The sequence below is a fragment of the Streptomyces sp. NPDC056161 genome (assembly GCF_042268025.1).
GTDB lineage: Bacteria > Actinomycetota > Actinomycetes > Streptomycetales > Streptomycetaceae > Streptomyces.
On sequence record NZ_JBHJUV010000030.1, the window covers coordinates 105046 to 118130 of the forward strand.

Annotated in this window: 8 protein-coding genes and 1 pseudogene; 3 read left to right on the plus strand and 6 right to left on the minus strand. The window is 72.0% G+C overall.

The window, feature by feature from the left end; genetic code table 11:
- Positions 1-48: 48 nt before the first annotated feature.
- A complete protein-coding gene (locus ACFC09_RS26510) occupies positions 49-1701 on the plus strand; it encodes an FAD-dependent oxidoreductase (protein WP_376532721.1) in 1653 nt (550 codons plus the stop codon).
- A gap of 259 nt (positions 1702-1960) precedes the next feature.
- Here ACFC09_RS26510 and fumC read toward each other — a convergent pair whose 3' ends face one another.
- The 4 genes from fumC to ACFC09_RS26530 all read right to left on the minus strand — a co-directional run bounded on the left by fumC (position 1961) and on the right by ACFC09_RS26530 (position 7368).
- A complete protein-coding gene (gene fumC / locus ACFC09_RS26515) occupies positions 1961-3439 on the minus strand; it encodes a class II fumarate hydratase (RefSeq protein ID WP_376532723.1) in 1479 nt (492 codons plus the stop codon).
- Complete coding sequence (locus tag ACFC09_RS26520; protein WP_376532725.1) at positions 3439-5115, minus strand: NAD-dependent malic enzyme; 1677 nt, start codon at positions 5113-5115, stop codon at positions 3439-3441. Before ACFC09_RS26520 ends, fumC begins: the two co-directional genes overlap by 1 nt.
- A gap of 292 nt (positions 5116-5407) precedes the next feature.
- Positions 5408-6751, minus strand: coding sequence for a carotenoid oxygenase family protein (locus ACFC09_RS26525; protein ID WP_376532727.1), 1344 nt, complete (start codon positions 6749-6751; stop codon positions 5408-5410).
- Between the two features lie 29 nt (positions 6752-6780).
- On the minus strand, positions 6781-7368 hold the full coding sequence (locus ACFC09_RS26530) for a hypothetical protein (protein ID WP_376532729.1): 588 nt from the start codon (positions 7366-7368) through the stop codon (positions 6781-6783).
- 178 nt (positions 7369-7546) lie between these two features.
- Here ACFC09_RS26530 and ACFC09_RS26535 point away from each other — a divergent pair, with 178 nt between their 5' ends.
- Positions 7547-8095, plus strand: a complete 549-nt coding sequence (locus tag ACFC09_RS26535) for a PadR family transcriptional regulator (RefSeq protein ID WP_376532731.1) — start codon at positions 7547-7549, stop codon at positions 8093-8095.
- 120 nt (positions 8096-8215) lie between these two features.
- Here the strand turns inward: ACFC09_RS26535 and ACFC09_RS26540 are convergent, their stop codons facing one another.
- Positions 8216-9208 (minus strand): amidohydrolase family protein, encoded by a 993-nt coding sequence (locus ACFC09_RS26540; protein WP_376532733.1) that lies wholly within the window; start codon positions 9206-9208, stop codon positions 8216-8218.
- Between the two features lie 317 nt (positions 9209-9525).
- A pseudogene (locus ACFC09_RS26545) lies at positions 9526-11145 on the minus strand (FAD-dependent oxidoreductase); the annotation flags it as partial.
- 331 nt (positions 11146-11476) lie between these two features.
- Here ACFC09_RS26545 and ACFC09_RS26550 point away from each other — a divergent pair.
- Positions 11477-12745: a cytochrome P450 gene (locus ACFC09_RS26550; RefSeq protein WP_376532735.1), complete on the plus strand. Its 1269-nt coding sequence runs from the start codon at positions 11477-11479 to the stop codon at positions 12743-12745.
- Positions 12746-13085 lie beyond the last annotated feature (340 nt).

Here is a 13085-nt window from a genome sequence, read left to right on the forward strand (position 1 = left end):
GGAAAATCACAGGCGCCCCTCGGCGCACCTCTGCCAACGGAGGCTTCGATGCATCAGAAAGCCGACCACCGGATTCCCGTCCTCATCGTGGGCGGCTCCCTGGTGGGCCTGTCCATGTCCCTGTTCCTGGGCCGTCTCGGTGTGCGGCACATGCTGGTCGAGCGGCACTCCGGGACCTCGATCCATCCACGCGGACGGGGCAACAACGTACGGACGATGGAGTTGTTCCGGGTGGCCGGCATCGCGCCGGGCATCAAGGCCGCGGCCTCGCCGCTCGCCGGCAACCACGGCATCCTCCAGACCCCGACGCTGGTCGGCGACGCCGGCGAATGGCTGTTCAAACAGATCGACCCGGGCGGCGGACTCGCCCGGCTCAGCCCCACCGCGTGGTGCCTGTGCAGCCAGAACGACCTCGAACCGGTACTCATGGAGAACGCCCGCGCACTCGGCGGCGACCTGCGCTACTCCCACCAGATGGAGTCCTTCGAGCAGGACGCCGAAGGGGTGACGGTCACCGTCAGGGACCGCTCCACCGACGAGCGGTACACCGTCCGGGCCGACTACCTGGTCGCGGCGGACGGGCCGCGCAGCCCGGTGCGCCACCGGCTCGGCATCGGACAGTCGGGCCCCGGCGACCTGTTCGCCAACGTCAGCGTCACCTTCCGTTCCAAGCTGCTCGCCGACGTGGTCGGCGACCGGCACTTCATCTGCTGCTACCTCACCGACCCGGAGGCCGACGGCGCGCTGCTGCCGATCGACAACCGGGAGCGCTGGGTCTTCCACGCGCCGTGGCATCCGGAGCGGGGCGAGACGCTGGAGGAGTTCACCGAGGAACGCCTCCTCCGGCACATCCGGCGGGCCGTCGGCGTCCCCGACCTCGATGTGGAAATCACCGGAACGGCGTCGTGGCGCGCGGCCGAACGGGTCGCCGACCAGTACGTGTCCGGCCGGGTGTTCCTCGCCGGCGACTCCGCCCACGAGATGTCCCCCACCGGGGCGTTCGGCTGCAACACCGGTATCCAGGACGCCCACAACCTGGCCTGGAAGCTGGCCGCGGTGCTGGACGGCTGGGCGGGGGGCGGCCTGCTGGAGACGTACGGCACCGAGCGCCGCCCGGTGGCCCTGGCGACCAGCGCCCGCGCCTCCGCCCGCTCGGTCGAGCACAGCCACCCCGGCTTCGCGCCGGCCCCCGGCGTCGGCGGCGGCCGGCGCGGCGGCATCCTCAACGTCGTCCTCGGCTACCGCTACCCGCAGGGCGCCGTCGTCGGCACCGACCCCGAGCAGCCGGTCGTCCCGGAGGAGCTACGCCTGGCCGGTCAGCCCGGCAGCCGCGCCCCGCACCTGTGGCTGCGCCGGGACGGCGAGCGGATCTCCACCATCGACCTGTACGAACGCTCCATGGTCCTGCTCACCGACGCGCCGGACGACGCCGGCTGGCACGCGGCGGCCCGCCGCGTCGCCGAGCGGGACGGCGTACGGCTCGACGCCTACCGGATCGGCCCGGGAGCCGACGCGGACCTGACCTACGACACGGAGAGCGCCGCCGGACCGGTCGACTGGACGCGGCTGCACGGCACGACGGCCGACGGCGCCGTCCTGGTCCGCCCGGACGGATTCGTCGCCTGGCGCTCCACCGGTGCCGCACCGGACCCGGAGACGGAACTGCGCGAGGCCCTGGCGGAGATCCTGCGCAGGGACTGAGCCGCCCCGCCACCGAGAGAACCACCCGTGCCGGGAGACACGGGTGGCTCTCGCCGTTCGGGGGCGGAGGGGATCAACGGTCGGCTGGGGTCACCGGCCGGCTCGGGCCACCGGCCGGCTGCGGCCACCGGCCGGCTCGGGCCACCGGCCGGCTCGGGCCACTCCGCGGCGGCCCCCGGCCCCCGGGCTCCGGCTCCGGGCCGCCGTGTGCGCGCAGGTCGTGCCAGGGCCGCCGCCCCCGGGCCCCGGCGCGGACACGTCAGGTGTGGTCCGCGCCGGGGCGATCCAGGCCCAGGTCGTGCCGGGGGCGGCCGACCATGGTCGCGGGGTCGACGATGCGGTCGAAGTCGGCGGCGGCGACCCCCAGGGCGAGGGCCGCCTCGCGCAGCGTGGTGCCCTCGTCGTCCGCCTTGTGCGCGATCGCGGACGCCTTGTCGTAGCCGATGGTGGGGCTGAGCGCGGTCACCAGCATCAGCGACCGGCCGACGTAGTCGTCGATCCTCGCCCGGTCGAGTTCGGTGCCCTCGACGCTGTAGCGGCGCAGCTTCTCGCAGGCGTCGGCGAGGATCCGGGCCGAGTGCAGGACGTTGTTGATGATGATCGGGCGCATGGCGTTCAGCTCGAAATTGCCCTGGGCGCCCGCGGCGGCGACGATCGCGTCCTCCCCGATGACCTGGAGGCAGACCATGACCATGGCCTCCTGCTGGGTGGGATTGACCTTCCCGGGCATGATCGAGGAGCCGGGCTCGTTCGCGGGCAGCCTGAGTTCGTGCAGTCCGGCCCGCGGCCCGGAGGCCAGCCAGCGCATGTCGTTGGCGATCTTCATCAGGGCCACGGCCAGGCCGCGCAGCCCCGCGCCGACCGCCACCATCGCGTCCAGGGAACCCTGGGCCGCGTACTTGTTGGGGGCGGTCACGAACGGCCGCCCGGTCAGCTCGGCGATCTCCGCGGCGATCTGCTCGCCGAACCCGTCGGGGGCGTTCAGACCGGTGCCCACCGCGGTGCCGCCCGCCGCGAGCCGGTGGACGGCGGACAGGCTCTCGGCCGTCCGGGCGCGCGCGTCGCGCAGCTGGGCGACATAGCCGGACCACTCCTCGCCGACGGTGATCGGGGTGGCGTCCTGGAGGTGGGTACGGCCGGTCTTGACCACGTCCACCCAGGTCACGGCCTTGTCCTCGATCGCCTGGGCGAGCTGGTCGACGTTGCGCAGCAGATGGCCGGACACCTCAAGGACGGTCGCGATGTGCATCGCCGTGGGAAAGGTGTCGTTGGACGACTGGCCCATGTTGACGTGGTCGTTGGGGTGGACCGGCCGCTTGCTGCCGAGGGCGCCGCCGAGCAGCTGGCTGGCGCGGTTGCCGATCACCTCGTTGACGTTCATGTTCGACTGGGTGCCCGACCCGGTCTGCCACACGTACAGCGGGAACTCGCCGTCCAGCTCGCCGGCGATGACCTCGTCCGCGGCCCGGACGATCGCGGCGGCACGCTCCTCGTCCAGCCGGCCGGCCCGCCGGTTGACCAGGGCCGCCGCCTTCTTGACGTAGCCGTAGGCGTGGTAGACGGCCTTGGGCATGTGGTCGTCGCCGATGGAGAAGTGGATCAGGGAACGCTGGGTCTGCGCGCCCCAGTAGTGCTCCGCGGGGACGTCGATCCTGCCCATCGAGTCGGTCTCCACCCGGGTGCCGGTGGCGCCCGTGCCGATCGGCACGTCCCGTACGGCGGTCCGGTGCGCCGCCATCACACGACCTCCTCGGGATAGTCGGGCTGCCACATCGCGTCCTGCACGGCCTGGACGACGTCGTCGATGTCCGCCCGCGCGACGCCCTCGTCCAGCGCCTGGCGCACCACGGCGACCGCGACGGTCGCCGAGGAGGCCCGCAGGTTGGCCACCTCCGGGAGCAGGGAGGCGCCGGGTGTGCCGGTGTCGACCAGACCGGCGACCGCCTCGGCCGCGGCGCGGATCATGCCCGGCGTGACGTGCGCGGCCCGCGCGACCACGGTGCCGAGGCCGAGGCCGGGGTAGACGAGCGCGTTGTTGGCCTGCCCGATCCGGTGATCGACGCCGTCGTAGGGCACCGGATCCCACGGGGTCCCGGTGCCGATCAGCGCCCGGCCGTCGGTCCAGTGCACGAGGTCCGCCGGGTGCGCCTCGATCTTCTCGGTCGGGTTGGACAGCGGGAAGATCAGCGGCCGGTCGACGTGCGAGGCCATCTCCCGGATGATCGGCTCGGTGAAGGCACGGGGGCTGGTGGACGTCCCGATGAGGATGGTCGGCCGCGCCTCGGCCACCGTGGTGGCCAGGTTGATCCGGCCCCGGCCGTCCCGGCTGTAGTCCTTGGCCTCGGCGGCCGGCCGGGCGTACGGGGTCTGGAAGTCGCGCAGCTCGGCCATGTCGTCCAGCAGCAGGCCCTGCTGGTCGACCAGCCACACCTGCCGGACGGCCGCCTCCGGCCGGGCCCCGGCCCGGACCATCGCCTCGCGGATCTGGTCGGCGATGCCGACCCCGGCGGTACCGGCGCCGAAGACGACCACGCGCTGCTCCGCCAGCGGCGTACCGGCCACCCGCACGCCCGCGAGGACGGCGGCGAGGGTGATCGCCCCGGTGCCCTGCATGTCGTCGTTGAAGATGCACGCCTTGTCGGCGTACTCCAGCAGGATGCGGCGCGCGTTGGACGGCCCGAAGTCCTCGAAGTGCAGGAGCGCCCGCGGGAACAGCCGCGAGGCGGTCGCGATGTAATTGCCGATGAGCCGGTCGTATGCCTCGCCGCGGGTGCGGGAGTGCCGCAGCCCGACATAGAGCGGGTCGGTGAGCAGGGCCTCGTTGTCCGTGCCGACGTCGAGCATGACGGGGACGACCCGGCCCGGGTCGAGGCCGGCGGCGGCGGTGTAGACGGCCAGCTTGCCCTGGGAGATCCCCATGCCGTTGCTGCCCCAGTCGCCGATGCCCAGGATCTGCTCCGCGTCCGTGGCCACCAGCAGGTCGACGTCGTCGGCGCCGAGCCCGAGGTTGGCGAACGCCGTCTCCACCGCGTCCGGATCGTCCACCGAGAGGTACACCCCGCGCGGACGCTGGTACTCGTGGCTGTAGCGCTCGATCGCCTGGCCCACCACCGGGTCGTACACGATGGGCAGCATCTCGGTCAGATGGTCGACGAGCAGCTTGTAGTAGAGCGTCTCGTTGCGGTCCCGCAGCGACTCCAGGAACGTGTTCTTCGCCAGCGGCGTCGGCTGGGAACTGAACTGTTCGTAGGCGCGCATCGCCTGCTGCTCCTCCGACAGCACCGCCGGCGGCACCAGACCGGAGATGCCGAGCTGGGTGCGCTGCTGCTCGGTGAACGCCGTGCCTCTGTTGCGGATCGGGTCCCGCAGAACGTCAGCTCCCGGAGATCTGTGGGTCGTCCTGACCGAACTCATGGCGGTCCGCCTTTCCGGAGGGATGGTTCTTCTCGTTCCCGAGGCGTTGTCCCGGCCCAGGACCCGCTGCTCCTCCGCTGGTCACCGACACCGCGGACACACCGATATACGAATATCCTCATCCATTCGGCGCAATTTGTAATGTCGTGGCCCCGGCCCGCCCCGGCGCCGGGCCACACCCTCCCCCGCCCCTACGCCCCTTCCCCTCTGTCCCTGCCCCTCGGCCCCCTCCCCCGCTGTCCCTGTCCCTCGACCCCCTCCCCCGCTGCCCCCGCTCCTGCGTCCCTGCTTCTCAACAGCCGTCGGGCAACCAGTTGCCGTGGAAGCCCGCGGGTACCCGGCGGGGCAGGTGGACCGTGGCCGTGGGGGGTCCGCTCAGGTCGTCGGCGTCGAGGACGACCAGGTCACTGCGGTCGGTCGCGGGGTCGTGGACGAAGGTCAGCAGCCAGCCGGGGCCGCCGGCCCGGTCGTCGGCGGGGGCGAACGCCGCTTCGCCGGGGACCCGGCCGCCGTCGAACCGGTGGCTGGTGACGGTGCCCCGCTCAAGGTCGTAGCGGTGGATCGCGCCGTCTTGTCCGCCGGTGTGCGGATCGCCGGTGGTGCTGACCTGGCCGAGCCTGGCGGGCAGTCCGGCCAGCCGGTCGTCGACACGGGGGAACTCGCAGGCCCGGTCGTCCAGTTGCTCCTCGCGTACGGTCCCGGCGGCCAGGTCGACGGTCCAGCGCCACAGCGTGCCCGGACCGGTGGTCCTGACGCCGTCGCCGAGCGAGTCGTAGCGGACCACGTACAGCACCAGCCGGCGCCCGTCGGCCTCCTCGTGGGCGTTGAGCGTGTGGAACACGAAGCAGGTGCCGATCTCGAACCAGCGCACGGCGCCGTACGGATCGTCCCGGCGCAGCACACCGAGCCGGGCGCCGTAGTCGGGGGTCCAGGTGTAGGGCATGCCCGGCCGGCCGCTGGTCGCCACGGCCAGGTCGAACAGGATCGGCAGATCCATGAAGACCACATGGCCGCTGGTCAGGAAGAAGTCGTGCATCATCGTGTGCGCGCCGACGTCGACCGGCCGGCTGAGGACGAGTTCGCCGCCGGCGTCCGCGCGGTGGTACGTCAGGTACGGCGCGCTCAGGCCCCCGTACCCGAAGAAGTGCAGTTCCCCGGTGGTGGGGCAGATCTTGGGGTGCGCGGTCATCGGGGTGCGCAGCCGGCCCCGGAAGTCGTGGGCCCCGACGGTGTCCAGCTCGTGGCCGGGTCGGCAGTCCAGTTCGTAGGGGTAGGACGACTCGACCAGCGCCAGGGTGCGCCCGGCGTGGCGGACCACATGGGTGTTGGCCGTGCCCGCGGTGAGGTCGGCGTCGCCCTGTTCGTCGTGCAGTCGCGCGCCGTGGGTGAAGGTGCTGGTGCGGACCCACCGGTTGCGGTAGGCCGTGGCGCGGCCGCCCTCCAGCCGGACGCCGTGCACCATGCCGTCGCCCATGAACCAGTGGGCGGAGGCGGCCTGGCGGGGGTTGGGGCCGTTGCGCAGGTACCAGCCGGTCAGCTCCGGCGGGACGGTGCCGGTGATGGCCAGTTCGGTGACGGTGGCCTCGTCGGGTACGGGGGCGAAGTTGCCGAGCAGGTGCGGAGCGGTGGCGGTCATGTCGGATCCTCGGGTGGTGGCGGAGGGGGTCATTCGGCGGCGTGCGCCGCCGCTCGGGCCCGCGCGGCGTACCGGGCCTGCATGATCTTGGGGTAGCGGGCGGTGAACACGGCGCCCACCACGAATCCGGCGACCTGGGTGAGCGTGGTCGCCAGGGTGCCGCCGCCGGCGGCGACGAGGACCGCGACGGCGATGGCGGTGAGGGTGAAGCACAGCGCCCAGACCGTGGTGATGACGACGTTGACGCGCAGGAACTGCGGGGTGTCCCAGAACGCGCGCGGGGTGCCCTGCCTGGCGATGCCGAGGGTGAAGGGGTGGCGGGCGGCGAGGGTGCCCCAGGCGGTCAGCGCGAGCCAGCTGAAGGACGCCACTCCCGCGTAGTGCCGCAGCGACGATCCGGGGACGGCGAAGGCGAGCGCGGTCAGCAGGACGAAGTAGACGACGGTGCTGGTCTCCAGGACCAGCGCGTCCGCGGCCACGCCTGCCCTGCGCTGCTTGCCCAGCAGGTACACGCCGAGTATCAGGGCGGTCAGCGCGCCCCACTGCCAGCCGAACGAGGAGACGGCGGCAAAGGCGATCCACGGGATGAATCCGCGCAGGTAGCTCCGGAAGCTCACGACTGGGTCCCTTCGGTCGGTTCGGCCTGACGCGTGAATACCTCAGGTCCGACCTGTCGAAAGTAGAAGGTCACGCCTGACCAGTCAATAGTGGAAGGTGCAGGAGTGACATGTCGGAGCTAGAATGACCGCACTGACGTCGGGAAACTGTGCGAAACGGGAAGGCGGGGTGCCTGTCATGAGCCTCCGGCACGCTCTGCTCGGGCTGCTGGTCGACCGCACTGCCAGCGGATACGACCTGATGAAGCTGTTCGACACGTCGTTGGCACATGTCTGGCCCGCCACCCAGAGCCAGGTCTACGGCGAGCTGACCCGGCTGGCCGACGCCGGCCTGCTGGAGGTCGTCGGCCAGGGCCCGCGCGGACGCAAGGACTACGCGCTCACCGACACGGGGCTGACCGAGCTGCGCCGCTGGCTGGCCGATCCGTCGGCCGAGCAGCCCCGGCGCAGCGACACACTGCTGCGGGTCTTCTTCATCGACGTACTCCCGCCCGAGCAGCGCCTGGAGTACCTGAAACACCTCGCGGACCAGGCCGCCGGCCGCCACGCCGACCTGCGGAAGGTGCGGGACACGCTGGACTGGGCCGAGGAGGGCCGCCTCACCGCCAACGGCGCGATCGCCCTCGAATTCGGCCTGCGCTTCACCGCGATGCAGGAGGAATGGGCACGCTGGGCGGCCCAGCTCATAGCCTCCAGAGAGGGCGGGACCGGGGCGGAGGGGAGCTGAGCCGTCCCCGGTCCGAGCAGCCGGCGGGCGTGACGCACCATCCCCCGCCCGGCCGCGCACCCGACCGGCTCAGGCGGCCCTGGCCCTCGCGGCGGCCTCGTTGACGCGCGGGCCAGCCCCTCAGGCCCGTGCGAGCGCCGGCAGCAGGCGCAGCGCGTTGTCCCGGTTGATGCCGCGGAGCTGGTGGCCGGCGATGGCCGGGTCGCTGTCCAGGGCCGGTGCCACGACGTCGGAGACGAGGTGGGCGGCGGTGGGCGGCCAGTCGGTTCCGAAGAGGATCCGGGCGGGGTCGACCGTGGCCATGAGGGTGGGGGTCGAGGACGGGGACATGGGGCCCGCCGTGTCGTAGTAGAAGCGGTGCAGGTAGTCGCGTATCCGGGACGGTTCGATCTCGGGCGTGAGGTGGTCGCCGAGGAGTTCCAGGCGGCCGGCCATGTAGGGGAGGAAACCGCCGCCGTGCGGCAGGACGAAGGTGAGGTCGGGGTAGCGGTCCAGGGTGCCGTTGAGGATGAGGTTGATCGCCGCGCGGGTCGTGTCCATGAGGAAGTCGCACATGAACGGCGGCAGGCCCGGCACGCCCGCCCCGTCGGCGCCGCCACCGGGTACGTCCATCGGGTGGGTGCTGACGACGGCGGAACGGTCGTTCAGCTCGCTGAGGAGGCGGTCGTGGGAGGGGTCGCCGAGATAGACACCGCCCGCGCTGGTGCGGGTGCTCACGCCGACGGCGCCGAGGTCGTCGAGGCCGTACTTCAGCGACCAGCTCGACAGGTCGGGGTCGTCGAGGAAGACCGGCGTGAAGAAGGTGAAGCGGGTGGGGTGGCTCGCGGCGACCTCCGCCGCCGCCTCCAGCGCGACCCGTGCGCTCTCCTCACGCTTGCCGCGCTCCTGGATGCGGCCGAGCATGGCCACGGTCATGACGGTGGTGCGGATCCCCGTACGGTCCATGAGGGCGAGCGCGGAGTCGAGGTCCCAGCGTGTCCACCAGGGCATCCTGTCGCGCCGGACCAGGCCCTGCGCCTCGGCCCAGTCGAGCCAGGCGGGCGCGGTGAAGTGGTGGTGGACGTCCACACGGGAGGTACGGGCGTCGTCGGCGGCCGGAGCAGTTGATATCACAGCGGATTCTTCCTTCGTTCAGAAACGGCGTTCAGAAACGGCGTTCACCATCGGCGTTCAGGAGCCGCGTTCAGACGCGGCGTTCAGGAGCCGCGTCCAGGAGCCGCGTCCAGACGTGGCGTTCAAGTGGGAGCGTTCAGACGTGGCGTTCAAGTGGAGGCACTCAGACGCGGCGTTCAGGGGGAGGCGTTCAGGCGTGGCATTCAAGTGGGGCGCTCAAGTGGAGGCGTTCAGACGCGCCCGTCGGATGCCGTCGCCAGGGGCTCCTGCGCCGCGGCCGTCCGGCGCGGCTCAGCCACGGCGTTCGGTGCCGTCTCCCGGCGGAGCACCGTCATCAGCGCGTCCGTGAGGGCCCGTTCCGGGTCGGCCACGAGGCCGGGCGACCGCCAGGCCACGAAGCCGTCGGGGCGGACCAGGACGGCACCGGACTCCGCCGTGCCGTGCAGCGCCGCCCAGTCGGCCCCGTCCTGGGGGACCAGGTCGTGCTCCGCGCCGACGACGTAGCCCTCCACCGGGATGCCCAGGCGCGCGGTGACACCGCGGGCGGCAGTGCGCCATGCCTCGCCTCCCGGTCCGGTGAGAACGACGAAGGACCGTTCGTAGAGGTCCAGGGTGGAGATCCGTCCGCCGTCCCGGGTGGTCACCCACAGGTGGGGGGCACGGCTCCCGGGAGCGCCGCCCAGCTGGAACTCGGCGGGCACGATCGCGGCGTCCGGGTCGGCGCCGACGACGGCACCCGACGGGTAGCGGTAGCACAGGGCCACCGTCAACGCGTCGGCCGGATCGTCCTTGCGCTTCTTCGGGGTGTAGCCGGGGTGCTCCTCCTCGCCCGCCTGGAACAGGGCGCGGGCGGTCGTCGCGAGCGCGACCGGCCGGCGTTCCGTCTGATACGTGTCGAGCAGCGCCGGTCCGGCCCAGCCGCGCAGGACGGCCGCGAGCTTCCAGGCGAGGTTGTGCGCGTCCTGGATACCGGTGTTGGAGCCGAAGGCCCCGGTGGGGGGCATCTCGTGCGCCGAATCACCGGCCAGGAAGACCCGGTTCTCGCCGTAGCTGTCGGCCACGCGGTCCGCCGCGTGCCAGGGGGCCTTGCCGGTGACCTCGACGTCGAGGTCGGGGACGCCCGCCGCGGCGCGGATGTGGGCGACGATGCGCGCGTCGGTGAAGTCGTCCAGCGTCTCGCCCCGGTCCGGGGCCCAGGGGGCGTGGAAGACCCACCGCTCCCGGTTGTCCACCGGCAGCAGGGCACCCTCGCCGGACGGATCGGTGATGTAGCAGACGACGAAGTGCCGGTCACCGACGACGTCCTGGAGCTTCTTGCTGCGGAACGTGATGCTCACGTTGTGGAACAGCGGGCCCGGTCCTGTCTGGGTGATGCCCAGCCGCTCGCGCACCGGGCTGCGGGGCCCGTCGGCGGCCACCAGGTACTGGGCGTGCACGATGCGCGTCTCGCCGCTGTCGCGGTCCCGCACCTCCGCGTGCACCCCTTCGGCGTCCTGGGTGAAGGAGACCAGCTCGGTGTGGAAGCGGATGTCGCCGCCGAGGGAGCGGGCGCGGCTCAGCAGGACGGGCTCAAGGTCGTTCTGACTGCACAGGCACCAGCCGGCCGAGGTGATCTGCGACAGGGCCGGACCCGTGTCGATCGCCCTGACGATCCACCGGCGCTCGCCGCCGGAGAGCGCACTCACCTGGAGGACGCCGTCGTTCCCCGCCAGGGCGCCCGCCGCGGCGCGGATGTCCTGCTCGACGCCCGCGGTCCGGAACAGCTCCATGGTGCGCAGGTTGTTCCCACGGCCGCGCGGGTGGGTGGACGTCGCGGCATGACGCTCGACGAGAAGGTGCTCGACGCCGAGGCGACCGAGAAAGACTGACGTGGACAGGCCCACCAAGGAGCCGCCCACCACCAGAACCGGTACGGATTCCACGGCTCGTCCGCTCATATCGGCTGATCCCCTAACGTCTTTCGCCATCGCCTGTGGTCATCGGTGGCCATCGGTGGTCATCGTCTGTGGTCCGAAGCCGACCGCCCCGAGACCGTGGAAAGCGGTGCCCCGGGGTATCTCCGATCGGCTTCAACTCTTCGCCCGCTCCATGGGCCCCGCACCTTCTGTTGCTCCGATCGCGACGCCCCGTCCCCGAGCCACCTCGGACAGGCTCACCACACCCCGTTCCCACACCATCCCGGACAGGCTCACCACACCCGGTTCCCGCGCCGCCCCGGACGGGCTAAGGACGTTTGCTGGCGACCGCCCGCCGGGAACCGTCGAGGCCATGACGCGAACACCCCTGCACACCGAACCGACATCCGCGGACCCCGCGGCCGCCGCCTCCCGGTGCACACCCGACTTCCGCGCCAACCCGCACCCCGTGTACGCGGAGTTGCGGAAGACCGCCCCGGTGTGCCCGCTCCAGCCGCCGCACGGCGTGGAGACGTATCTGATCACCCGTTACGACGACGCGCGCGCCGCGCTGGCCGACCCGCGGCTGAGCAAGGACATGTACGGCGCCCTCGACGCGTACCAACGGATCTTCGGCGACTCCTCCATCGCGCTCGACGACAACATGCTGTTCTCCGACCCGCCCAAGCACACCCGGCTCCGGCGGATCGTGCAGGGCACCTTCACCCCGCGCCGGGTGGAGTCGCTGCGCCCGCGCATCCAGCAGGTCACCGAGGAACTGCTGGAGCGCTGCCCGACCGACGCGTCCGTCGACCTGCTCCCGAACTTCGCGTTCCCGCTGCCGCTCCAGGTCATCTGCGAACTCCTCGGCGTGCCGGAGAACGAGCGCGACCGTGCCCACCAGTGGGCGGTGACCGTGGCGAAGACCGGATTCGGCCCGGAGGCGAAGAAGGCACTGGAGGAGGCCGAGGGGAAGCTGCGGGACCTCCTGGTCGACCTCGTGGCGCGCAAGCGCAGCACGCCCGGCGACGACCTGATGAGCGCGCTCATCGCGGCCCAGGACCAGGACGGCGCCCTGACGGACCATGAGCTGGTCTCGACGGCGTGGGTGCTGTTCTTCGCGGGTCACAAGACCACCGCGTACCTCATCGGCAACGCCGTGTACCACCTGCTGTCGAAGCCGGACCAGCGCCAGGCGGCCCTCGCGAGCCCCGAGTCCCTGAAGCCGGCCGTCGAGGAACTGCTGCGGTACGAGGGGTCGGTGGAGAGCTCCACCTTCCGCCACGCCACCGAGGACATCCCGATGCGCGGTGTGGTGATCCCCAAGGGCGCCCTCGTCCAGATCGCCCTCACGGCCACGGGCCGCGACCCCGAGGCGTACGCCGAACCCGACCGGCTCGACGTCACACGTACCGGAGCCCAGCCCCACCTGGCCTTCGGACACGGCCCCCACTACTGCGTCGGCGCGCCGCTGGCCCGCCTGGAGATGCACATCGCGCTCACCACGCTGTTCCGCCGCTATCCCGAGATCACGCTGGCCGTGCCCCCGCACGAGGCGCGCTGGCTGACCGTGCCCTTCCCGGCGTTCCGCGGACTCGCCGAGCTGCCCGTGGTGCTCGATCCGCAGCGGATCGCCGACTGAACGCAGCGCTGGATCCGCACTGAGCGCGACTACGGACGCCTCCGTGCCCTACCGGCACCCAAACCGTCCCGGCCGGGGCCGGGACGGCCGCTCGGCTCGAAGAACCGGCGACGCGCCACCCACCACGTGGGCACAACGCGCAGGCGCCGAAGCGGATACGGGCTCTCCTCCCCTGCGCCCGGGGCGCAGTCCATGACCGTTTCCGCAGGTCAGCGATCCAGCGCACCTTTGGTGCGCGCCGGGGGCGTGGTAAATCCCGTGGCGTGCGCCGGAGGTGCTTCTGTCTGCCCTGACGTGGGCTGATGCCGGTTCGGGAACCTGAAGGTGTCCGTTCCGGCCG